At 37.7% G+C, this 22,307-nt stretch carries 24 protein-coding genes; 9 read left to right on the forward strand and 15 right to left on the reverse strand.

The genetic code is table 11. The annotated features are described in order from the left end of the window. Positions 1 to 81: 81 nt before the first annotated feature. The gene (gene mgrA, locus BK584_RS08925; RefSeq protein WP_078392283.1) at positions 82 to 1,071 is read right to left on the reverse strand and encodes an L-glyceraldehyde 3-phosphate reductase; all 990 of its coding nucleotides are present in this window, start codon (positions 1,069 to 1,071) and stop codon (positions 82 to 84) included. A 120-nt stretch (positions 1,072 to 1,191) separates the two neighbouring features. Here mgrA and BK584_RS08930 point away from each other — a divergent pair, with 120 nt between their 5' ends. After that, positions 1,192 to 1,521 carry an SCP2 sterol-binding domain-containing protein gene (locus BK584_RS08930; protein WP_078392284.1) on the forward strand — a complete coding sequence of 110 codons (330 nt, stop codon included), beginning with the start codon at positions 1,192 to 1,194 and terminating at the stop codon, positions 1,519 to 1,521. 21 nt (positions 1,522 to 1,542) lie between these two features. Here BK584_RS08930 and BK584_RS08935 read toward each other — a convergent pair whose 3' ends face one another. The 8 genes from BK584_RS08935 to BK584_RS08970 form a co-directional block, all read right to left on the reverse strand. Next, a complete protein-coding gene (locus tag BK584_RS08935; RefSeq protein WP_437182734.1) occupies positions 1,543 to 2,088 on the reverse strand; it encodes a class I SAM-dependent methyltransferase in 546 nt (181 codons plus the stop codon). A gap of 111 nt (positions 2,089 to 2,199) precedes the next feature. Then, on the reverse strand, positions 2,200 to 2,382 hold the full coding sequence (locus BK584_RS08940) for a CsbD family protein (protein WP_078392286.1): 183 nt from the start codon (positions 2,380 to 2,382) through the stop codon (positions 2,200 to 2,202). A gap of 62 nt (positions 2,383 to 2,444) precedes the next feature. Further along, entirely contained in the window at positions 2,445 to 3,410 is a 966-nt protein-coding gene (locus BK584_RS08945) for a Gfo/Idh/MocA family protein (RefSeq protein WP_078392287.1), read from the reverse strand. A gap of 174 nt (positions 3,411 to 3,584) precedes the next feature. Next, positions 3,585 to 4,676, reverse strand: a complete 1,092-nt coding sequence (locus tag BK584_RS08950) for a glycosyltransferase family 4 protein (RefSeq protein ID WP_078392288.1) — start codon at positions 4,674 to 4,676, stop codon at positions 3,585 to 3,587. 123 nt (positions 4,677 to 4,799) lie between these two features. Next, positions 4,800 to 5,552 carry a glycosyltransferase family 2 protein gene (locus BK584_RS08955; RefSeq protein ID WP_078392289.1) on the reverse strand — a complete coding sequence of 251 codons (753 nt, stop codon included), beginning with the start codon at positions 5,550 to 5,552 and terminating at the stop codon, positions 4,800 to 4,802. Further along, positions 5,542 to 5,934 carry a hypothetical protein gene (locus tag BK584_RS08960; RefSeq protein ID WP_078392290.1) on the reverse strand — a complete coding sequence of 131 codons (393 nt, stop codon included), beginning with the start codon at positions 5,932 to 5,934 and terminating at the stop codon, positions 5,542 to 5,544. Before BK584_RS08960 ends, BK584_RS08955 begins: the two co-directional genes overlap by 11 nt. Positions 5,935 to 5,987: 53 nt before the next feature. Further along, positions 5,988 to 7,352, reverse strand: coding sequence for a UDP-glucose dehydrogenase family protein (locus BK584_RS08965; protein ID WP_078392291.1), 1,365 nt, complete (start codon positions 7,350 to 7,352; stop codon positions 5,988 to 5,990). Further along, entirely contained in the window at positions 7,349 to 8,734 is a 1,386-nt protein-coding gene (locus BK584_RS08970; RefSeq protein ID WP_078392292.1) for an O-antigen ligase family protein, read from the reverse strand. The genes BK584_RS08965 and BK584_RS08970 overlap by 4 nt, the downstream gene beginning before the upstream one ends. Before the next feature lie 267 nt (positions 8,735 to 9,001). Here BK584_RS08970 and BK584_RS08975 point away from each other — a divergent pair, with 267 nt between their 5' ends. Beyond that, complete coding sequence (locus BK584_RS08975; RefSeq protein WP_078392293.1) at positions 9,002 to 9,340, forward strand: hypothetical protein; 339 nt, start codon at positions 9,002 to 9,004, stop codon at positions 9,338 to 9,340. 17 nt (positions 9,341 to 9,357) lie between these two features. Here the strand turns inward: BK584_RS08975 and BK584_RS08980 are convergent, their stop codons facing one another. From BK584_RS08980 to BK584_RS08995, 4 genes are all read right to left on the reverse strand, one after another. Then, positions 9,358 to 10,410 (reverse strand): glycosyltransferase, encoded by a 1,053-nt coding sequence (locus BK584_RS08980; protein WP_281255742.1) that lies wholly within the window; start codon positions 10,408 to 10,410, stop codon positions 9,358 to 9,360. A gap of 93 nt (positions 10,411 to 10,503) precedes the next feature. Further along, positions 10,504 to 11,295, reverse strand: coding sequence for a glycosyltransferase family 2 protein (locus tag BK584_RS08985; protein WP_078392295.1), 792 nt, complete (start codon positions 11,293 to 11,295; stop codon positions 10,504 to 10,506). Positions 11,296 to 11,408: 113 nt separating this feature from the next. Beyond that, the gene (locus BK584_RS08990) at positions 11,409 to 12,848 is read right to left on the reverse strand and encodes an oligosaccharide flippase family protein (RefSeq protein WP_245808822.1); all 1,440 of its coding nucleotides are present in this window, start codon (positions 12,846 to 12,848) and stop codon (positions 11,409 to 11,411) included. A 302-nt stretch (positions 12,849 to 13,150) separates the two neighbouring features. Next, a complete protein-coding gene (locus tag BK584_RS08995; RefSeq protein ID WP_078392296.1) occupies positions 13,151 to 13,798 on the reverse strand; it encodes a helix-turn-helix transcriptional regulator in 648 nt (215 codons plus the stop codon). 207 nt (positions 13,799 to 14,005) lie between these two features. Here BK584_RS08995 and BK584_RS09000 point away from each other — a divergent pair, with 207 nt between their 5' ends. From BK584_RS09000 to BK584_RS09025, 6 genes are all read left to right on the forward strand, one after another. Further along, entirely contained in the window at positions 14,006 to 14,623 is a 618-nt protein-coding gene (locus tag BK584_RS09000) for a superoxide dismutase (RefSeq protein ID WP_078392298.1), read from the forward strand. A gap of 75 nt (positions 14,624 to 14,698) precedes the next feature. Beyond that, the gene (locus tag BK584_RS09005; RefSeq protein WP_078392300.1) at positions 14,699 to 14,947 is read left to right on the forward strand and encodes a YuzB family protein; all 249 of its coding nucleotides are present in this window, start codon (positions 14,699 to 14,701) and stop codon (positions 14,945 to 14,947) included. Positions 14,948 to 14,977: 30 nt separating this feature from the next. Beyond that, positions 14,978 to 15,217 (forward strand): 4Fe-4S ferredoxin, encoded by a 240-nt coding sequence (gene fdxA, locus BK584_RS09010; RefSeq protein ID WP_078392301.1) that lies wholly within the window; start codon positions 14,978 to 14,980, stop codon positions 15,215 to 15,217. A gap of 103 nt (positions 15,218 to 15,320) precedes the next feature. Continuing rightward, positions 15,321 to 17,084, forward strand: coding sequence for a sensor histidine kinase (locus BK584_RS09015; protein WP_078392303.1), 1,764 nt, complete (start codon positions 15,321 to 15,323; stop codon positions 17,082 to 17,084). Further along, complete coding sequence (locus tag BK584_RS09020) at positions 17,074 to 17,808, forward strand: LytR/AlgR family response regulator transcription factor (protein WP_078392305.1); 735 nt, start codon at positions 17,074 to 17,076, stop codon at positions 17,806 to 17,808. The genes BK584_RS09015 and BK584_RS09020 overlap by 11 nt, the downstream gene beginning before the upstream one ends. A gap of 144 nt (positions 17,809 to 17,952) precedes the next feature. After that, entirely contained in the window at positions 17,953 to 19,410 is a 1,458-nt protein-coding gene (locus BK584_RS09025; protein ID WP_078392306.1) for a carbon starvation CstA family protein, read from the forward strand. 49 nt (positions 19,411 to 19,459) lie between these two features. Here BK584_RS09025 and BK584_RS09030 read toward each other — a convergent pair whose 3' ends face one another. Continuing rightward, the gene (locus tag BK584_RS09030; RefSeq protein WP_078392307.1) at positions 19,460 to 21,133 is read right to left on the reverse strand and encodes an alpha-keto acid decarboxylase family protein; all 1,674 of its coding nucleotides are present in this window, start codon (positions 21,131 to 21,133) and stop codon (positions 19,460 to 19,462) included. Between the two features lie 258 nt (positions 21,134 to 21,391). Between BK584_RS09030 and BK584_RS09035 the strand changes: the two genes are divergently transcribed. Continuing rightward, positions 21,392 to 21,721 (forward strand): SCO7613 C-terminal domain-containing membrane protein, encoded by a 330-nt coding sequence (locus tag BK584_RS09035; RefSeq protein WP_139365635.1) that lies wholly within the window; start codon positions 21,392 to 21,394, stop codon positions 21,719 to 21,721. Between the two features lie 57 nt (positions 21,722 to 21,778). On the opposite strand, the gene BK584_RS09040 is transcribed toward BK584_RS09035, so the two are convergent. Further along, on the reverse strand, positions 21,779 to 22,306 hold the full coding sequence (locus BK584_RS09040) for a P-loop NTPase family protein (RefSeq protein WP_078392309.1): 528 nt from the start codon (positions 22,304 to 22,306) through the stop codon (positions 21,779 to 21,781). Between the last annotated feature and the right edge of the window lies 1 nt (position 22,307).

Here is a 22,307-nt window from a genome sequence, read left to right on the forward strand (position 1 = left end):
TTCTACGTCCAATTAATAAAAATCTCTATTTTTCTACTAGCATCTAATTAAGAACTAGTGTAAGGATTCTCATTTAGCCTTTTATGCTTTTACTATCTCATCGATTAACTTTAATTCCTCTTTACTAAAGGTCATCTGTTGCAAAGCTCTTACATTCTCTTCAATTTGATTAATATTGCTTGCCCCAATCAATGCCGATGTCACTTTCTCTTCTCGAAGTACCCAAGCTAAACTCATTTGAGCTAACGATTGATTACGTTCAGCAGCAATTTCATTTAATTGATTTAGTTTAGTGATAAGTGTTTCATTAATATCTTCTTTAGACAAGCTAGTCCCTTTACTAGCCCTTGATCCTTGCGGAACTCCTTGTAAATATTTTGTTGTTAATAAGCCCTGGGCAAGTGGTATAAAAGCAATTGATCCTACACCATTCTTGTGTAAAACATTTTGAAGATCATCTTCAATCCAGCGATTAAGCATTGAATAAGAGGGTTGATGGATAAAAAGTGGTGTTCCTAATTTATCAAGTATTTTCACAGCCTCTGCAGTCTGTTTTGCATCATAACTAGACACACCGACATAAAGTGCTTTACCTTGACGAACGAGTAAATCAAGCGCTTGCATCGTCTCTTCAAGAGGAGTGTCTGGATCTGGGCGATGATGGTAAAATACATCTACATAATCAAGCCCCATCCGTTTCAAACTTTGATCTAAGCTAGAAACAAGGTATTTTTTCGAGCCCCAATCTCCGTACGGTCCCTCCCACATACGGTAACCTGCTTTACTAGAGATAATAAGCTCATCTCTATAAGGTGCTAAATCCGTACGCAACATTTCTCCAAAAAACTGCTCTGCAGAGCCTGGAGGTGGACCGTAATTATTTGCTAAATCAAAATGAGTGATCCCTAAATCGAACGCCTTTCTTATCATGTCACGACCGTTCTTATACGTATCAACCTCACCAAAGTTATGCCATAATCCAAACGAAATAGCCGGTAACTTCACTCCTGAATTTCCCGCACGCCTATATAACATCGCATCATACCGTGTATCAGCAGCTTGATAGCTCATTATAAAACCTCTTTTCTCATATAATTCCTTCATTGTAAGCGTTTTATTTTGTTCTTTCCACTTTTACGTTTATACGTTATAATGAATGAATAATCATTCATAAAAGGGAGTCGACAACAAATGACGACAGAAGAAAAGTTAAAAGCCATTGCTGAAAAGATGAACAAAAATCCTGATAAGATTGCTACCCTCCAACGAGCCTATCAATTCCATTTAAAATCGAATGCCCGTTTTGGTGTTACCTTTAAGTCAGGCACAGTCACAATCGAGATGGACCCGCCTGTAAATGAGGAAGCTTGTATCTTAAAATTGAGTGAACCTAATTTGCAGAAACTATTAGACGGAAATTGGAATCCAACTGTCGCTTATATGACTGGCCAACTTAAAATTGATGGAGAAGTTCGCCATGCTTTAAAGCTCCATGAGATCGTCAAACACTACACTGCTTGACTTATGTGAGCCCTATTAGGCTCACTTTTTTATCGCATCGATAATTAATGAAGCAAAAACAATCGATTCTCCTTGATTTCTTGGATCATATCTTTTTGAACGGAATATGATTCCATCTTCACCATTCCAATTATTCTCATGAAAAACGCCAGTTTCATCATGATATTCAAGTAAATCTACCAAGAAACCTGCTTCAGAAAACATTGCCTTAAGCGAATGATAGGTAAACAAAACCTTGTGGCCTGCGCAAATATGATTCACTGGCCCTGGTCCTCCTACTTGAACTACATGCTGATAGGCTTTATTTGGAAAAAAACCATCAGGAACTGCACAACGAATGTACCCTCCTTTTTTTAAATAGCGATAACATTCTTTTGCTGCGGTAAGTCCTTCTTTATAGCTTAAATGTTCCCAAACATGTTCTGCCAAAATAGCATCAAGTGATTCGAGTATAAATCGCTTTTCCCATTTTTCACTTTTTAACAAACTAAGTTCTGCTTCTTCAGTATGAAGCCACCCTGGATTATTGTTATAACGGCCTGCGCCAATAACAATTCTGTTCTTCACTTTATCAAGCCTCCAAACGAAAAGTATTTGGATACAATACATCAAATGTGAATTCACCCTGCCCTTATTTTAATACAAAAAAACCAGCTCGTGGTTTTTGAGCTGGTTTTTTTAGTCATTTGCTTTATTTTTTGCGTCGCCTTTTGCATCCTGAGCTTCGCCTTTAATCTTATCTTTTTTACCGTCAGCTTGGATTTTTCTGTTATTTGTTGCGTCGCCGACTGTATCTTTAATTGCACCCTTGGCTTTGTTACCTGCACCTTTAATTTTGTCTTCTGCTCCGTTGTTACTCATAAAAACGCCTCCTTTTTCTTCTTACTTTTTATATAGACGTTTTTCGTTTTCTTTAAACATTTTTATTCAAACGGATACTTAATTCCCCATTGATTCCGTACATCATCCATTAAAGTCATCACATCTTTAGAAAGATTCATATGCGTTTTGCTATCAAAGAGAATAGCTTTCTCCATTGTTTGTATTTCGTAATTTAGTGCTTTATCCGAAGCTCCTGCCTCTACTGTTTCCGTTCTTCCATCATAGTAGGTAATCATTGCCTTCTTAGCACGAGGGAAATCATCGACTGTTATAAAAGCATTCTCACAAGCAACGATCCCTCTTTTAGGCATTTTTGCTCGCATAGATAATGTAATCGTAGCAATTTCCTCTACCTTATTTTTTAGTAGTATACCTGATTGCTCATCTACGCCTGTAAGAAAAGGTTTAACTGTTGTTAGCACTTCAGTCGGCTGACTTGATAAGAAAAAGCGAACAAACGAGAGAGCATAAGTACCAATATCTAAAATAGCTCCCCCGGCAAGCTCCTTATTAAAAAATCGATTTTCCGGGTCATCTTCTTTTCTGCTTCCAAACGTAACATTAATTGTTTTTAGTTGACCTAACTTACCAGACTGCACCTTGTCCAAAAGCTTTGCGTAAAGAGGCATATGATAGATCGTCATCGCTTCCATCAGTACACAGTTTTTTTCATAAGCAAGGTTAATCAATTCTTGTAACTGCTTTCCGTTTACCGTAATAGCCTTTTCACATAAGACGTGTTTTCCTTCTTCTAAGCTTTTTCTGATGTACTCATAATGGTTAGAATGCGGAGTTGCAATATAAACAGCATCAATGTTCTCATCACACAACATTGCTTCATATCCGCCAAACACATGCTCAACACCGTGCTCCATTGCAAACATTTTTGCTTTTTCATAAGTTCTTGAACCTACTGCATAAATGGTTCCATGCTCTTCAAGAAGAGCTTTTGCAAAATCTGAAGCAATTGCTCCAGGGCCGAGTATTGCCCAATTTAAATTTGTCATTTTATTCCTCCACCTTTTCTAACTATCATAAAGCAAATATACTATCTACCTATCCTTTTAGTAACTATCAAAGTTTAAATGATTCTGTTCAACATTGTAAACTACCTTATAAAAAAACAACACAACCCACGTCATTAAATTCTAGGGTTGTGTTGTTTTTTTATGTTCGTGCATTTACTTTTCTTTAACCACAACTCTTGAATTAATCCATTTTCGAATTGTGTTTAATAATGGTTGACGTTTATCGCCAATTAGACCAATGAATTCTGCAAATACTTGGGAGAGCATGGCAATAATAAATAAAATGAGTAACGATAGCCATAAGCTGGTCATTGACATTGCCACAGCACAAATGGCAAATAACAGGCTCACACCATAAATGGTTAAAACGGCTTGTCTATGCCCATAACCTTTATTAAGCAAACAATGATGTAAATGACCTTTGTCTGGCGAGCCGACACTTTGTCGATTCAACTTACGACGAATAATGGCAAATGATGTATCCAAGATCGGAACTCCTAAAATAAGCAATGGAACAATTAAGCTAACGATCGTCACACTTTTGAAAAACCCCATTGTTGAAAGTACAGCAATCATATAGCCGAGAAAAAGAGAACCAGTGTCTCCCATAAATATTTTAGCCGGATGAAAATTGTAAATTAAAAAACCTCCTGTACTTCCAATTAACGTTACTCCAAAAGCAAAAACCAAGCCATACGCTGCAGGGTTTCCAGCTGCAAGAACGAGCATAGTAGCTAATGCAATAATGCTGACACCTGTAGCTAACCCGTCTAGTCCGTCAATTAAATTAATCGAATTCATAATGGCAATAATCCAGATGACCGTGGCAATACTACTTAGTATGCCAAGATCTACCTTCTCTCCAAATGGAATTGAAATAAAATCAATTGAAAGTCCAGAACTAACAACAATAACTGCAGATAAGAGTTGAAACATTAATTTATGCTTTGCTTTTAACGCAAACCGATCATCTAACAATCCAATAAGGATAATTGGAATCGCTCCACCTATAATAAATAAAGTCGTTTTCAGGTCAGAATAAAGATGCTCTGTAACAAAAAGTAGACCAGCTCCCGTTCCAATGATAAACGCAACTCCTCCAATGCGAGGCATCATTCGATCGTGCACTTTGCGTTCGTTTGGTTTATCAACAAATCCAAATCGGTGAGCCATTGTTATAACAAGAGGTGTAATAACAATAGTCGCAATGAAACTGACGATACAAGCTACAACTAAAGAGTCCATTTTAATTTCCTCGCTTTTGCTATTCCAAGTTTTTATTTATTCTTCAGTCAGAATAGCAAAATCTATCGAAAAAAAGGGACAATTTACATGTTCTTCATTAACCCTTTAAGAGCTTTAACTAATTTATAATTTCTTTACGCCATTCCATGCATAACTAAAAAAAACACAGCATGATTTAAACCATGGTAACCCTTCATGTTTTCGATAGATCTCCCAGTTCCGTTGTGCTGCCTTCCACTTATTACTTGATATTGAATGACCAACCTTCCGATAAGCTGCTAATTCCTCATTTAAACCATGAGCAATATAACCTTTTTTGAGAATAGATAACCATAGCATAAAGTCTTGCCTGGTCCTTATTGTAGGCATTTGTAGTCTTCCTAATGCATCTTGATTTAACATGACCGTCAAACAACCAATAATTGTATTTGACAACAATTGTTCATACGTAATACTGTTTGGGGCTTGAATCACTTTGGACCTTTCTTTCCCGCTTTCTTTTATTATCCGATAGCTAGTAAAGGAAAAAACATACCGATTTTCCTCCATAAAACTCACTTGACGCATTAACTTTTCTGGTTTCCACAAATCATCGCCATCTAAAAAAGCTACATATTTTCCTTGAGCCTGTTTTAAACCAACATTCCTCGCGACAGCCGCGCCACTGTTTGTATGTAAGTGATGTAGATAAATTCTCTTATCTTTTTGTTTAAAACGCTCTGCTATTTTGTCACTATTGTCACTTGAGGCATCATTTATAAGCAATAATTCCCAGTTTCCGTAGGTTTGGTCCAGTACAGATTGAATCGTCTGTTCCAAAAACAATTCACAGTTATAAACTGGAGTAATAATAGAAACTAACGGTTCATTTTTCATTTACAATTGACACCTCTTTTATATGTTCAATTTTCCAATGTTTCTCATTTTTTTTATAGTAAACTTCAGTTCCTTGCCAATTTAACGTCACTTCGCTTCCATTCTCTTCAGCCACAGTTGGCTCGAGTTCCGTATTAATTTTTGAAAACAATAAAAGATCTTTTTCGCTTATACTCTGCTCAAAGTGAAAATCCAACCATCCTTCCTCACCTTGTTCCAAAGCAAATTCAGCCGCTTTATGATTCAGTTGGATTTCTATAAAAGCTGTTTCGTCGATTGTCTCTGTTTTTTCTTTATAAGGGTTAGCCTCCTCTTCATTAAGGAAGAAAAAACCACTTAAAAATAGGATTACAATCCCTCCAATAAACAAGTTACGTAGCAATAAATCCCCTCCTTTTTGCTTGTCCGATTAAAAAAGGAGCAACATAAGCTCCTTTAGTGCGCTGATGAATGGACGTCTAATGAAAAGTTCTCCCATTTTTTTAACGCTTTTAAACGCCCATCCACTTTTTGACGCCCAACCGGATCGTAATAGAACCCTGCCCCTTCCATCTCCTTCGGCTCAAATAAATTTCTTCCGTCAACGACCACCGGTTGATGCATCAACTCCCTTAACTTAATAAGGTTCATCTCCTTAAATTCATCCCAATCGGTTAATATAAGTACCGCATCTGCTCCGATGACCGCCTCTTGCCAGGAATTTGCAAGTTTGAGTTCCGGCAAATGATGTTTCGCTTGTTCAGACGCTACTGGATCAAAAGCAATTACTTCAATTTTTTCTTTTTGTAACGATTCAACAAGATCAAGCGCTGGCGCTGCCCGCATATCATCGGTATTTGGTTTAAAAGCTAAGCCTAAAATTGCCACTTGCTTCTTATTTAATGACTCGCCTAAAGCCATTTTCACTTTGTTAAAGAGATGACCACGTTGTTGCTTATTTACTTTCTCCACAGCCGGGATGATTTGCATATCATATCCTGCTTGTTTTCCAACACGGATAAACGCTTGAGTATCTTTAGGAAAGCAAGACCCTCCATACCCTGCGCCTGCTTGTAAAAAGGATGGCCCAATCCGAGGATCTAACCCCATCACCTTTGCTAAGGCTGACACATCAGCACCAACTTTTTCACATACATTTGCAACCTCGTTAATAAAACTTATTTTTGTTGCTAAGAAGGCATTGGCGGCATATTTTGCGGTTTCCGCAGTTTCCAAGTTTGTGACAACGATTGACGTATTGAGGGAGGCATGTAATTCTCTTAGAATCTGTTCTGCATGAGCATCCTCCACTCCAAACACAGCTCTTTCCATATGGAGCGTATCGTTAATTGCGCTTCCTTCCCTAAGGAACTCTGGGCAAGAAGCAATTGAAAACAATTCATGACCGCAAATTTCAGCTATCCATTGTTTTATTTGTTTATTTGTTCCAACTGGAACGGTACTTTTTGTAATAATGACCATGCCTGGTCGTATATGTTCACCAATTTCTTTCGCTACTTGTTGAATAAATGTCAAATTTGCTGAACCATCTTCATTGGCAGGCGTACCGACTGCAATAATAATTGCGTCAGCCTTGCTAATTCCAACTGACAGATGTTCAGTAAAGCAAAGTCTTCCCTCACCCATGTTCTTTTTCATTAGTTCTTCTAAATTTGGCTCATAAATTGGAACTTTGCCATTTTGCAATTGCTTAACTTTTGCTTTATCTTGATCAACACAATGTACGTGATGACCTAGTTCACTAAAACAAACACCTGACACGAGTCCAACATAGCCTGTTCCAATTACACTTACATTCATGTTGTCACCTTCTTTTTATATGATGATGAAGCTCTTCTATCGGATAACGTTATATTTCGTTTCGCAAGCTCTGTTAAACCAATAACGATGAGCACAATTATCCAAAAACGCGGAGACGCAAAGTCGGATCGATACATATTAGTAAGTCCTAAATGAATCCATAAAAGTAGCGCGATACTATTGTATAAATGCCCTTTACGTTTTCTCCATAAATAAACAAAAACCCCAATAAATACACATATAAAAACAAGTCCTCCAAAAACACCATGTTCAAATAGTAAGTCGATGAAAGCATTATTTGACGTCCCGCTAACGGCACCTTGGTGACTTAAATATTTGGTTCGAGCTAGAAAATCATAGCTACCTGGTCCAAAGCCAAATAATGCATTAATTGATGAATAGTCAAATAACCATACAAAAGGAAAAACAAGCATGTACAAGCGACTGTGGTGCATGACATCAAATAAACTGTCTAAACGGCCAATAATTGGCATAAACAAGGCTGTAATCAATTGAGGAAAAATTAGTACTGTTATCATTCCTAAAATCAAAATTGATATGATTGCGTACAAACCAACTTTTTTCGGAATAATTCCCCGTGCAAATAAGAGGATTGTTGCAGAAAAGACGATAACTGCAAGATTGACATACCCGCTAACTGAGAAAGATAGCAGTAAAACAAGGACAGCAGGAATGGCATACAAGGAGTATGCCTTTTTCGACAAAAGCATTCCGCCAATAATAAGTCCATCAATTAAAAACGGAACTAAAAAACTCGGTTCATCTGTAAAAGAGGTCAATCGAAAATTAATAAGCACATCTTCACTAACACTATGCACGAAAGCCCGAGTTTCGAACCCCGGCATTGGATAGCCAATTGTGAAATGAAGGAATTGCCAAACACCCCCTGCCACCAATACGCTTAGACCAACAAAATAGCCTTGCGTAAGAGAGTAAGTAACTTTACGCACATCTTTTTGAATAAAGAAAAGGATCAAGAGTGAAAGCGTTGCAAACATTCCAATGTTAATCAAACGATTCAACAGTGAATGTTGGAAGTAAGCAACATATTCGACTGACTGTACAACTGTTAACGCGTAAATCGACGCAGCAATCGACAGAAATGCTGGTAGCGCAATTGCCAAAATCATGGAAATCCCAATTCGATTAAGTGCTTTAAATGAGGTTTCTTCTCTTTGCATGATCCAAGCTACTGCGAATATGCACACCGAGACCATCGTAAGTAAAACGGACATCGGGACTGCTAAAAGATGTTGGAATACGGATGATACAGCAATTGGTGCCAAAGCAGCATAGGTACCCATTACAGTAAAAACAAAAATTTTGGGTCGCAGTGTTACTGAATAAGGGATTGATTGCATATGTATAAAGTCCTTTCAGAGGGAACTGAGGTCATCGTATCACGCAGATAATTACCTTTTATAAAGGGGAAGTAAAGAATTAATTAAGTTTAACTTCACATATTTGCCGTTCGTAAAGCTCTTTTTTAGTAAAAAACGAATTGTATCAAGGCATACCCTCACTTAGTTTGTCCGGATTCCATCTTTACAATCCGTTTTGAGTACACTACCGTTCTATGATTAATCAGACTATACTAAGGTTAAACTGTTGATGGAGGTTGAACATGCATGAGGAAAGTAGTTTTTTTGTTCTTACTAGTACTTCTTGTTGGTTGTGGCAACAAGACTCTGACTATTCGCAGTACGCTAGAGGGGGATAGCTACCTACGAAACAATATTGCCGTACTCTCGCAAGAACAATTTTCATCTCTCTTGAGCGATGACACTGTAGTAGAGAACACCGCTTATACAAAACTTAAAGAAACACTTGAAAAACATAAAGATACACGCTATTTGCTTGCAGAAAACAGGATTTATCGCTACTCCATTGAAAATGAACTACTATATGTAGCAGATTGGACTGAAGAAAACAACGTACATAAGCTTGACTCGATTTCATTCCCATAAACTACCAAAAAACACGCCTATAGAACAGGCGTGTTTTTAATCAATTTTTCATACTTATCCGCACATGCGATGACCGAATATTCAGCGGCACGGTTTGTAAGCTTTTTAGCGTTCATCGGTTTAAGTAAAGCAATCTCCATCCCCTTAGCCAATTCTTTCGCATCTCCAACAGGTACGAGTTGACCATAAAGACCATCTCCAAGTATCTCACTTGGACCACTTGGACAATCCGTTGAGACAACAGGTGTACCCGCAGCTAATGCTTCAACAATGACATTCCCAAATCCTTCATAGATAGAGGACAGCACAAATACATCTGCTTGTTTTATATAAGCATAAGGATTTGATTGAAATCCGATAAAGTCAACAAACGCCCCAATCCCCTTGGTAAATACTAATTGTTCCAGCGCCTTTCTTTCTTCACCATCTCCTACAATAATTAAACGCGTTTTGGGGTCCCGATTATGTACATATGCAAAAGCTTCAATCAACGTTGGGTAATCTTTTTGTTCATGCAATCGTCCAACTGTAATAAAGACTTTTGACTGTTTTTCTTCAAAAAAAGTGTGTTCTACAAAATCTTTCATTTGCCACTTTAGTTCATCTGTTACTACTGGATTATAAATAATATGTACCTTTTCTAAGTTTGCAATGTTTTCAATATCCTTTGCAACTCCCATTGACACGCCTACAACTTCATCAGCAAAGCGATATGTTCGAGCAACCCATTTTTTAATTTTTTTTGAAGATTGATGGCGTTTTGCCTGTTCACTTAAGTGAACGCGGCTTGAAACAATTAATTTTCCTTTATACATACTTATTTTTTTTGCGATAATTACAATGACGTTTATATAATCTTTTGCTGAACAAACGACATCAGGCTTTGCTTCTCGAAGATAGGAAATTAAGGCAGGCAATGCTGTTTTTACTTTCCTTTTCGCTAGATCAACGACTCGAACTCCTTTAGGTATTTCAATCGCATGCTCCCCTTTATTATTCATAACAACTATATCTACTACGTATCCACGCTTAACAAAAGCGTCGGCTAGATGAAGTGTCATCCGCTCCACTCCTCCCGCTTCAAAGGAGTACAATACAAATGTTAGCTTAATTTTAAATCCCTCGCCTTCTTCACTGCATCTGTATGGTTTTTAAAGAATGAATTATTTCTCGTTATGAACGATCAATTCTTTCACTGCTTTTGAGTAGCAGGAAGCCGGATTCTTAATATAACGAGATTTTTTTAAAAATAATGCTGTTAATAAAACAAAGCCAATTGGCGTATTATACATTGTTTTAAATAGAGGTCCTTTGCTAATCAATTGGCTCTCTGTCAATCTTGACTCCTGAGATGGTTTTTCATGATAAACAATTACTTTTGGAAAATAAGTGAGCTGGTTTCCATTTGAAACAAAATGATGTAAAAATAAATTCTCTTCTCCACTTGGATACTTACCGCCAAGTCCAAACGATTCATGAAAGCGTAACGATGAAATGGCTTCTGTTTTAAAAAAGAGCTCGATTGAAGATTTACGAAATAGCATCCTTCCACTCACATCTCTTACTAACTGTTTAGAGTATGTTTTATAACTTTCTTCTTTAAAAGGATCAAAGATTTGAAAGCAACAACCTTCATTTTTTTCTTCCACCATTTTTTTATGAACATACGCAACTGTGTCACTTGGATACCAACAATCATCATCGGAAAAAGTCACTAAATCACCTTTTATAAAAGGCCATGCTTCGTTTCTTGCTTTTGATAAACCTTTCACATCCATTTTGACATGAGTAAACGTTATAGAAGTAGTTGCTAGCCAGCTTTCTACACATTCATGGTTCTCTTGTGATACAACAACCAGATCAAAGGTTGGATTAGTTTGGTTCTCTAAACTCCTAAGCATTCGCTTAAAAGCTTCTTCACGACGACCTAACGTGGGGATAACAAACGTTAACACAAGACATCACCTTTCATTTTAACAAATATTGTTTCATACGCCACACAAGATGTTGGTAAATACTGAGATGTTATAGACTTCCTACGCTTATTTGCTTTGCCTCAATGGCAATTTCATTTACATTTCTCCTTATTCCCGCTTCGTTTTAAGAGCATAAGAAGTTGTTCATAATGGAATAAGCCATATACGAACCCATAACTACTTATTCCAACCAATACTTGTATAAGAAAAGAACTGAGTCCTTCCCCTCCTAGAAAGGGCCAAATCGTAGTTGCCATCACTGCTGTTGCACACAAAATCTTTACAAACTCTTTAAATGGAAATGGCAGTCTCGTCATTTGTTTATGGACGATGAACCAACTCAACGCAATCGACAACGCATATGCAACAACTGTTGCTAACGCAGCTCCTTCCAACCCATACACAGGAATAAGCACAATTGTCAGCACAACATTCGCGACAGCAGCAACAACGACCGGAACAATTTGCAATTTTGTTTGCTTCGTTAAATGAAAAAGAATATCAATTCCATAAAGCTTAAATCCTTTTAACAGGGCTCCAACAGCAATATAGGGAATTAATGTAACCGCTGTATCACGAAAGGGTTCTCCTAAAAACAAGTATGCGACAGATTCCCTTGTTAAAATTAAACCTACAAGCATTGGCATTCCAATTGCTAAAAGCATTCCGGTATTTGCTTTCACTTGTTTATGTGCAGCGATTTCACCATGTTCTTCTAAAGCTTTTACTGCAAGAGGAAAAGCAGCTAAATTGACAATCAACATCAACGTAAAAATGGATTGCTCTGTTAAATCATACGTAATTGCATACATTCCCGTTGACTCTACTCCGAGCATACTACTAATAATAATTCGATCCGATTGATGAATGATCATACCAAGGAGCATCGTTATTGTAAGTGGCAGTCCATAAGAAGCAAATTGTTTTAGCAAAGGCTTACTGATTTTTGAGCGGTTCAATTTAAACCCCCACCGCTTGACGAATAACGGAGCAACTGAGAAGGCTAATCCTAAAATTAAACCAACCAACAGCCCGATTTCCGCAAAACCTGCAGCAATAAAGGAAACAGCGAGCACAAGACCTAACACCGCACGTGCAAATGCGACCCTCCCGTAACGAAGTGGATTAAGCTCTGCACGCAATAAAGATAAATTTAATTGATACCAGGATTGCCCCCATGTTAAAAACAAAGTCAATACAAGCAATGGCCAAGGAAGCCAGTTACTAACAAGAAAAAAAACAGTAGCTAAAGCAAGACTCACACTCATCAAACCGACGAATGATGCTTTAACAGTCATATAAAAAACATCTTTCTGAACATCATTCTTGTTAAGACGTAACACACTGACTTTTAGCCATTCAAATAAAACTGCGTTTACCATCGCTGCCACAGCAAAAACAAGGGCATATCTCCCATACTCTTCTGGTGATAACAACCTAGAATAAACAGCAATTCCTAAAAAACCTATCATTGCCGGCACACCGTGCGATAGTAAATAGGCAAATGCATGTCTTGTTAGCACATACTTCACAACCTTTTCTCATCTTCCTATAAAATTATTGTTTTTACTTAGTATGGACAGTCTGATTGTAGCAAAGACATTCAAAAATGAAAAAAGCGCCCTATTTACATAGGACGCAAAAGTTTTACAGTATTTACATTGTTTTCACTTGCTCTTTTCTTTTTTCGTTCATACACTATCTGCCGTAAACATTTCCAGAATACAAAAAAGAATTGAGAGTAAAGCGACATACCTAATGAATGCGTAAACTACTTATCGGTTTGATCATCTTTTATCTAGCATCCTGTACGTCGCACGATTATCGTGCTAGTCTAGCTAAATCTTTTCATCTCTTCTTCTGTAAATGACATGATAAATCTACAGTGGCTATCTCCGTCAGATTGGCATGTGACACGATCAACTTGCTCTGTTCCAAGTACGTTTTTAAACATTGCTGTTTCACATGTACAAGCTGCTTTATACTGTTTTGCTACTTCGAAGACTGGACAGTTATGCTCAATTAATTCAAAAGTATTTTCATTAGTCTGCTTCACATCTGCCATATATCCTTTTTCATTTTGAATGGTAGCAAGTTCTTCCATTTTATCTACTGCCGATTTTCCTACTAATCGTTTATAATAATTCTCCGTCAAACGATGTTCTCTTTTTTTAAATAAGTATCTAACCGACTCATCTCCATGTAAATCTTGAATATCATTTAAAAAATCAACTGTCATGCCTTCATAATTCTTTGGAAAAAGACGTTCCCCTTTTACAGAAACAGAAAACAATTGTACCGGTCTACCCATTTCTTGCTTTTCTTCCCGATAGTTTATAAAACCATCCTTTAGAAGCAAATTAACCTGTTTTCTCACAGCGATGTGTGTAAGGTTAAGTTCTTTGGCAAGCTGACTGACACTCAGCTCTACTTGTTTTTTGAGTAATTCGAGGATTTTATCTTTTGATGATTGCTTTAACATTCTTAAACCCTCACTTCATGGTTAGTTATTGAAGATAGTTTACTACAAAGTATAAAAAAAGGAAAAAGATTTTAAGAACCTCCAAAAAAAAACTATTAAATATAAGCAAATCACTTGCACATAGAAAAATATATAAGGTATGATAACAACATACTTTTTATACATAAAAGTATACAAAGTACATACTAATCTTTTGGAGGGAATAACATGGCACATAAACTACCAGAACTAGGTTTTTCATTTGATGCGCTAGAACCAACGATTGACAAAACAACAATGGAAATTCATCATGGAAAACATCATCAAACGTATGTAACAAACTTGAATAATGTATTAGAGAGTGAAGTAAGTTTACAAAATGAAACACTGATTGATTTACTCAAAAAGATTGACGCTCTTCCGGAAGCAATTCAAACTGCCGTGCGCAATAACGGAGGTGGACATTTAAACCACACGTTATTCTGGGAAATTATCGCACCCGCAACCGGGGAAAACGAACCTAACTCTGCACTAAAAGCCGCGATTGATGATACTTTCGGTAGCTTTGACTCCTTTAAAGAAACATTTACCAGAGCTGCTACAACTCGCTTTGGTTCTGGTTGGGCTTGGCTCGTCGTAAACGCTAACAAAGAATTAGAAGTATACAGCACACCGAACCAAGATAATCCAATCATGGACGGGAAGCACGCTATTCTTGGTCTGGATGTTTGGGAACACGCATATTATTTAAATTACCAAAACCGTCGCCCTGAATACATTGAAAATTTCTTTTCAATTATTAATTGGCAGGTAGTTTCTAAAAAGTATGAACTGGCGATTGGCTAATAGAATACATTTTTGGGGAGCAGGTCTATAAAGCTCCCTTTTATCTTGCCAAATACAACATGGAAGGTGGATTGCATGGGCATTATTGTCGTGGAAATTTGTGAAAGTAGCCTTATTAATGAGGTAGACGTTGAATCTATACTTGAAGTTGAATACCCCGAGGTAGCTGTTATTATGAATGAGTGTATGTCCTTTTGCGGCATGTGTGCAGTGCGCCCTTACGCGATTGTAAATGGCAAAAAGATATTTGGACAAACAGCTAAAGAATGTATAGCAAAAATACAAGACCGCATTGAATTAGAGCTTGCCCTATACCAAATTTAAAGCATAAAAAGAAAAGCGGAGATGAATTAAATGGCATTTGTAGTTTTAAGTCCGTGCATCGGTGAAAAAGCAGGAGAATGTGTTGATGTCTGTCCTGTTGATTGTATAGAAGAAGGGGAAGACCAATATTTCATTAATCCAGACATTTGCATCGACTGTGGAGCGTGCCAAGGCGTTTGTCCTGTAGATGCAATTGTTGAGGAATATGAAATGCACGAGGCAGATGCACCATACTTGAAAAAAGCAGAAACTTTTTTTGGAATTGAATAAGAACATGAGAAACTTGAGAAGCTTAAACGCTTCTCCTTTTTTTGCTATTTTTCTGCTGGTTGAGGTAAGATAAAACAAGCTTATTTTTGAAACGAGTGAGTATATGTTTGAACTTATGCTCTTAATGTTAGAGCGTCTCGGCCTGATCGTCATGCTTGCTTTTATTGCCACAAGACTGCGCTTTTTCCGTAATATGGTCTTTTCCACAAGCTTAACAAGCAAACATAAATTAACCGCGGTTTTGTTTTTTGGTATTTTTGGGATCATTGGAACGTATTCTGGCGTCACATTCCAATCAGAGTCGCTTATATTTCAAAGAATTACATTCGGTATTCCAGAAGATGCAGCGATTGCTAATTTTCGCGTCATTGGCATTGTCTTAGCCGGATTATTTGGGGGCTATAAAGTTGGCCTCGGCGCGGGGCTTATAGCAGGTGTTCACCGAATTATGTTAGGGGGGTTCACGGCTTTTTCATGCGGAATTGCAACCATTATCGCAGGCGTAATAGCTGCACATTATCGCTCAAGAAACCCCCAAGCTATTAGTCAACCTATGCACATCTTCCTACTTGGCGCACTTGCAGAAACGGTACAGATGGGTTTAATTGCCCTTCTAGCATCTCCAACAACTGCGGCTATTTCCCTTGTTCAAACCATTGGAATACCTATGATTATTGCAAATGGAATTGGCTGTGCACTCTTCTTACTCATTATACAGAGTGTAACAAAAGAAGAACAAAAAGCCGGTGCCTTACAAGCCCAAAAAAGCTTACGTATCGCAGAACAAACTTTAGCTCATTTCAAACATGGTTTAACAAACAAATCCGCCGGTGAAGTCTGTCAGATCTTATATAAAGAGTTAAATGCATGTGCAGTCGCTATGACAAACAAACATACGATTCTTGCACACATGGGTGTTGCTGCAGATCATCATAAAGCGAATATGGCGATACAAACGAAACTAACAACAGAAGTGATGGAACAAAAACAAATGATTATTGCAGGAGATAATGAGATTCACTGTAAAGAATCAAACTGCCCTTTAGGCGCAGCAGTAATTGCTCCATTAATTATCCGGACAGAAGTTGTGGGGACTCTTAAGTTCTATTACCATTCAAAAAAAGAGATAACTGAACTAGAGACGGAATTGCTATCAGGGTTGACTAACCTACTCAGTAGTCAACTTGAATTAGCCGAAGCAGACCGTGCCTACCAACTTGCAAAAGAGGCTGAAGTTAATGCACTCCAAGCACAAATTAGCCCTCATTTTTTGTTTAATACATTAAATACGGCAATTTCACTTATTCGTATTGATCCAATGAAAGCACGTACGATGCTCCACTCTCTTTCTCAATTTTTAAGACAAAATGTTTCTGCAACGACAATGAAACTACACCCTCTCTCTGAAGAGCTAAATCATATTAAAGCTTATTTATCAATTGAAGAAGTTCGCTTTGAAGATCGTCTAACAGTTATATACAATATCGATGAGCATGTACTTAAAGTGGCGATTCCACCACTCACTTTACAGCCATTAGTAGAGAATGCGATGAAACACGGCTTTAAAAACAAACGTTCCGATTGTAGAATTTGCATTTCCGTGCGAGAAGAACAAGACTCTGTACTTCTATCTGTTGAAGATAACGGCGAAGGATTTGATCCAATAAAACTAAGTAAAGCGGGTAATGAACCACTTGCTACTACGACAGGAACAGGGATTGGCCTCTATAATAGCAATAAACGCTTACAACTAAAGTTTGGCCGTTCAGCTTCTCTCATTTTTTCGTCCAACCGCAATGAAGGAACAACCGTACGTTTTTATATACCAAAACAAACTAGAAAGGATAACCAACAGGATGAATCATAAATCAATCCGCACTTTCGTCGCTGATGATGAAAAATACAGCCGAGAAGAATTGCTTTACTTGCTTCGTTTTTTCCCACAAATCGACGTCATTGGCGAAGCCCAGTCCGGTCAAGAGACAGTTGCTAAAATCATGGAATTACAACCTGATCTTCTGTTTTTAGATATTGAAATGCCCGAGATGAATGGAACTGATGTAGCATCAATGGTGAAGCAAATGAAAAAACCTCCATTAATTGTATTCGCAACTGCTTATCCTCAATTCGCAGTTGAAGCATTTCAATTACAAGCAAAAGGCTATTTGATAAAACCAATAGATGAAACACGTTTAGCTGAAACAATTGCTCAAGTTGAAGAAGCATTGTGCCGTGCTACCAATGATGAATTAGCAAAGCCCTTAGCAAAGTTGGCAGTTGAAGGAAGTGATTCCATTCACTTTTTAGAACCAGAAACAATTGCCTATGTCTACCGTGATGATAAAAGTTCAAAAGTGATTACTCATACAAGTGCATATGAAACAAGATTACCTCTCAAAGAACTTGAAATACGATTATCACCCTATTCATTTTTTAGAGTGCATAAAAGCTACTTAGTAAATACATCACTTATTACTGAAATGAACGCTTGGTTTAATGGTGCGTATCAACTTTCTTTAAAAGGAATTAGGGAACAGATCCCAGTCAGCCGCAATTATGTTAAACCACTTCGTGCAAAAATCGAACTTTAAGAGCCATTTCACATCTTGGCTCTTTTTTTTCGCATCTCATACCCTAATTTCGACATCTTAATACAAATACCAACACAAACAAAAACTATTTTTGTACACTTGTATTATGAAAACGCATTCACCATGATGCGAGGGGGACGTCTTATGTATACTTTTTTAGGGGCAATTGCCCTTTTATTAATAGGGTACTTTACGTATGGAAGGTTTGTTGAAAAAGTATTTCAACCAAAATCAGAACGAACAACTCCAGCTTACACGCATAATGATGGTGTAGATTATATTCCAATGGGAAAAAATAAAAATTCCCTCATTCAGCTTATTAGTATTGCTGGTGTCGGGCCAATATTCGGACCCATTATGGGTGCTTTGTATGGACCAGTTGCATTCATCTGGATCGTTATTGGTTGTATTTTTGCAGGTGCTGTTCATGACTATCTTACAGGCATGATTTCTATTCGAAACGGTGGCGCACACTTGCCAGATCTTGCGGGAAGATTTCTCGGTAAAGCTATGAAGCATGTTGTCAATGCATTCTCTATTTTACTCTTACTTCTTGTTGGTACGGTGTTTGTAGCTTCTCCAGCTGATTTACTTTATGATCTAGGAAACGGTTCTGTACCAGTTATGATATTTGTTGTTCTAATATTTATTTATTTCCTATTAGCAACTATTCTGCCGATTACTAAGATTATAGGAAACATCTATCCTTATATCGGAGCATTGCTTTTATTTAGTACTGTTGGAATTGGTGTGGCTCTTGTATGGAACCAAGCTCCTATTCCGGAACTTTCATTAACAAATACTCACCCTAGTGGTGTAGCCATATTCCCACTTTTATTCTTAACTATTTCATGTGGTGCTTTATCTGGATTCCATGCAACTCAATCACCAATTATATCGCGTACAACCCAAAATGAAAGCCAAGGGCGTAGAATTTTTTATGGTATGATGATTGCTGAAGGTATGATTGCTATGATCTGGGCTGCAGCCGCTATGAGCTTATTTGATGGTCCAATCACACTTAATGAATTAATTAACACAATCGGTACAGGTGGAATTGTTTCAGAAATCTCGACAATGATGCTAGGACCAGTAATAGGTACCCTTGCTATCCTCGGCGTTATCATTCTACCAATTACTTCAGGTGATACTGCATTTCGTAGCGCACGAATGATTATTGCTGATTACATTAAAGTACCTCAGAAGAAAATAATGAATCGTATTTGGATTGCGGCACCATTATTTATCATCTCGATCATTTTAACAACGGTTGATTTTACAATGCTCTGGCAGTACTTTAATTGGGCCAATCAGTCCACTGCTGTTATCGCACTTTGGATCGGTGCAATGTTCTTATTTGTCGCTCGTAGAAACTATTGGATTGCGATCTTTCCGGCTTGGTTTATGAGTGTTACAGCTACAGCGTATATAATGAACGCACCTATTGGTTTAAACTTGCCAATGCAAGTATCCGTTATTATTGCTGTACTATTCACTGCTTTATTAACAGTTCTATTCTTCCGCTCTGCGAAAAAGCGACGTGCGGAAAACCTCCCACTCGAAGATGATATCTCTGATTGGGAAAGCAAACAAAGCGCTTAAATTAACAAGGCTGCCCGTTCTGTACGGGCAGCCTTGTTTGTTCATTAGATTATTCCTCTATCTTTTGTTTCCGTAACCTTTTCATATAATCTGGTGCATCCATGTCTTCCTTCACAACCAGTTCAATTAAACATAGTTTGTTACGAACTTCTTCTTCCGCTTTTTTTAACGCTCCTTGTAACTGCCCTATTGTTTCAACTACTTCACAATATGTCTCTCCTCCAAACGCAGCTGGCAAGTCTGTGTAGGACCAGTTTGGAATTTCATTGTAAGCTTGATAGTCTGTCTCTGTATTTAAATATTTTTCAATCGTGTAGTCTCCATTATTTAATATGAAAATAATTGGCTTACAATCATGCCGAAGCATTGAGCTAATTTCCTGAACAGTTAATTGAACTGACCCATCTCCAGTAAATAAAAGAACTCTGCGTTCAGGATTTGCAATGCAAGCTCCAAAAGTAGCAGGGAGCGCATAACCGATTGATTGCCATCCACCTTGGGCAATATAACTGACCCCTCGCTTTAATTTTGCTTGGGACATTCCATAGAAGAAAGTGCCTGTTTCAGCTAGAACAATATCCTCTTCCTTTATAAACTGTTGCAAAAGTGGATAATACGCTTTGGCAACGAGTAATTCTTCTTCTCTAATTTCCACCTTCTTATCGTAAGGAAATGTATACTGTGGGATTGAATCAACTTGTTTTATTCCAATATCCATCAAACCTTTTAGCATATCATCAGCCTTTACTAAACGGTATTCCGCCTCACCAATCTTTACAAAATCAGGCTGGATTTCAATCGTTTTTTGAGGGTTTAATTCTGACGTAAAGCTCGCTGTATTCGTATCAGCCCATACAAGACCTACAGCTATAACACAATCTGCCTCTTCAACAGCTTTCCGGACGTCCTGGCTACCAAAACTCCCTGCATATACACCGATGTAGTTTGGGTGTGCTTCATCAATTGCACCTTTCCCGTACACCATACAACTTATTGGTATATTCATACGCTGTGCCAATTGTTCCATACTGCTTTCCAGTTGAAAACTTTTCGCTTTTGAATCCGCAAGTAAAATTGTTTTCCGGCTCGTTTTAAGCAATGTTTCCGCATGGGCTAACGCATTTTGCAATAGCTTTTCTTCTGTGCTAGTATCAGTCCATTCCGCTTCACGTGGCATCAACTCATCCATTACCTCATCGTCAGCAATCATTAAGTAAACAGGCTTTTTCTTTTCTTTTGCGATCTGGATCGCTGTTTTAATCTCAAAAGCTGCATTTTCTTGAGTCAAAACAGCACTATACGCTGAAATCTCTTCAAACATGCGGCGAAACACCTGAAAATCTCCATCCATTAACGTATGATGCACAAATTTCCTAGACTTTTGTAAAGAAGAGTCTGGAGCACCAACAATATGAATAATTGGTACATTCTCGCTATTTGCACCTGCAATCGCATTAGCTGTGCTTAATTCACCGACACCAAAAGTCGTAATTAATGCAGCCATCCCTTTTAGTCGTGCATATGCATCAGCCGCGTATCCAGCGTTCAACTCGTTCCGAGCATTAATAAATGTCAAACCTTCGTATTGTTCTAACTTATCAAGAAGAGCGAAATTGTAATCACCTGGCACGCCAAATACATCGGTAATCCCTTCTTCTTTGATTGAATGATAAAGAAAATCACCTATAGTCGGTCGACTCAATTGACTTATTTGTTTTGCCATACGGGCCACTCCTTTTTTTTGCTTCATGACAACCTCACGAAGCTATACCCGATTTATGAAGCTTTGAAGAGTGGAATTCATAATTATTTAATTAGTCTTCAATTTATTTGGATAAATATGATAATTCATGTAAATATCAAATACTTAATGACCTGGTACTAGTAACTAATATAAGATAGTAGGAAGATTTAGGAATTATCCTTTGCCCTCTGGCGACCTTATTCAGAAACCTCTGTGGCCATTATCGGTTTTGTTGTAATGAGCTTTTACACGCTTGCAGAACAGAATTTGACAAATAGTCTTGTCCTAAGCATTCTTGCTGTTGTAGCCTTATTAATCGGATTTTTTCTAAAGTATGCAGCCTATTTTCTGACCGGTATTATCGTGCTACTCTCAAACACCATGTACACAACAAGGGATGCTTGGGGCAGCTTACCTTGGTGGGTTTATTTAATGACAGCTGGGGCGGCTTTAATTAGTTTTGCCACGTACCAAGAATGGAAAAAACGTGATGATACTCCTTCTCTGCGGGAACAATGGCACGTTTTTTCAAACAAAGTGAAACGCTACTTTAGCCGTTGGACATAAAGAAAGAGGAACCAAGCCCGGTTCCTCTTACATAAAGTACATAAGTTGACGCTTCAACTAATTAGCCTTATTTAAGGTCCTTATATAAGAGTTAATGGCTTTTTTTCCCTTTAAGCGTATAACTTTTTTATTAGCTCCACTTTCTATAAAACGTTGTAATCGATCATCCATCTTCCTTTTCCGTGGTCTATAGGTTGTTACAATAAATTTAATAAACGCATAATCAATTTTCTCTTTACAACCGTTTGCCATATCAGAACGTGTTTTTCCCATGTTTTTCAGCCATCGTTTAAATACTCGAAACAAGCACACTCGAAGTGGCAGCTCTAAATAAATGATGGTATCTGCACGTACTGTTCTTATTCCAAACGTACTGTTATAATTTCCTTCTATGATCCAACTCTCTTGTGCCACAACCTCTCTCTGTAAAAACGAAAATTCTTCCGGTGAAGCCTCCACCCAATGTGGCTTCCAATAGAAAGTGTCCAAATGATAGACGGGCAACTCTAATGCATTTGCTAGCTTTTTGGCAAAAGTTGATTTACCGACTCCACTTGAAATACCTACAACCATCACACGCTGCATA

Source organism: Shouchella patagoniensis (genome assembly GCF_002019705.1).
Lineage (GTDB): Bacteria > Bacillota > Bacilli > Bacillales > Bacillaceae_D > Shouchella > Shouchella patagoniensis.

Excerpts from the sequence above, each read along its gene's own strand:
- mgrA (WP_078392283.1), bottom strand. The coding sequence starts at position 1,071 with ATGAGCTATCAAGCTGCTGATACACGGTATGATGCGATGTTATATAGG.
- BK584_RS08930 (WP_078392284.1), top strand. The coding sequence starts at position 1,192 with ATGACGACAGAAGAAAAGTTAAAAGCCATTGCTGAAAAGATGAACAAA.
- BK584_RS08940 (WP_078392286.1), bottom strand. The coding sequence starts at position 2,382 with ATGAGTAACAACGGAGCAGAAGACAAAATTAAAGGTGCAGGTAACAAA.
- BK584_RS08945 (WP_078392287.1), bottom strand. The coding sequence starts at position 3,410 with ATGACAAATTTAAATTGGGCAATACTCGGCCCTGGAGCAATTGCTTCA.
- BK584_RS08950 (WP_078392288.1), bottom strand. The coding sequence starts at position 4,676 with ATGGACTCTTTAGTTGTAGCTTGTATCGTCAGTTTCATTGCGACTATT.
- BK584_RS08955 (WP_078392289.1), bottom strand. The coding sequence starts at position 5,552 with ATGAAAAATGAACCGTTAGTTTCTATTATTACTCCAGTTTATAACTGT.
- BK584_RS08965 (WP_078392291.1), bottom strand. The coding sequence starts at position 7,352 with ATGAATGTAAGTGTAATTGGAACAGGCTATGTTGGACTCGTGTCAGGT.
- BK584_RS08970 (WP_078392292.1), bottom strand. The coding sequence starts at position 8,734 with ATGCAATCAATCCCTTATTCAGTAACACTGCGACCCAAAATTTTTGTT.
- BK584_RS08975 (WP_078392293.1), top strand. The coding sequence starts at position 9,002 with ATGAGGAAAGTAGTTTTTTTGTTCTTACTAGTACTTCTTGTTGGTTGT.
- BK584_RS08995 (WP_078392296.1), bottom strand. The coding sequence starts at position 13,798 with ATGTTAAAGCAATCATCAAAAGATAAAATCCTCGAATTACTCAAAAAA.
- BK584_RS09000 (WP_078392298.1), top strand. The coding sequence starts at position 14,006 with ATGGCACATAAACTACCAGAACTAGGTTTTTCATTTGATGCGCTAGAA.
- BK584_RS09005 (WP_078392300.1), top strand. The coding sequence starts at position 14,699 with ATGGGCATTATTGTCGTGGAAATTTGTGAAAGTAGCCTTATTAATGAG.
- fdxA (WP_078392301.1), top strand. The coding sequence starts at position 14,978 with ATGGCATTTGTAGTTTTAAGTCCGTGCATCGGTGAAAAAGCAGGAGAA.
- BK584_RS09015 (WP_078392303.1), top strand. The coding sequence starts at position 15,321 with ATGTTTGAACTTATGCTCTTAATGTTAGAGCGTCTCGGCCTGATCGTC.
- BK584_RS09020 (WP_078392305.1), top strand. The coding sequence starts at position 17,074 with ATGAATCATAAATCAATCCGCACTTTCGTCGCTGATGATGAAAAATAC.
- BK584_RS09025 (WP_078392306.1), top strand. The coding sequence starts at position 17,953 with ATGTATACTTTTTTAGGGGCAATTGCCCTTTTATTAATAGGGTACTTT.
- BK584_RS09030 (WP_078392307.1), bottom strand. The coding sequence starts at position 21,133 with ATGGCAAAACAAATAAGTCAATTGAGTCGACCGACTATAGGTGATTTT.
- BK584_RS09035 (WP_139365635.1), top strand. The coding sequence starts at position 21,392 with ATGAGCTTTTACACGCTTGCAGAACAGAATTTGACAAATAGTCTTGTC.
- BK584_RS09040 (WP_078392309.1), bottom strand. The coding sequence starts at position 22,306 with ATGCAGCGTGTGATGGTTGTAGGTATTTCAAGTGGAGTCGGTAAATCA.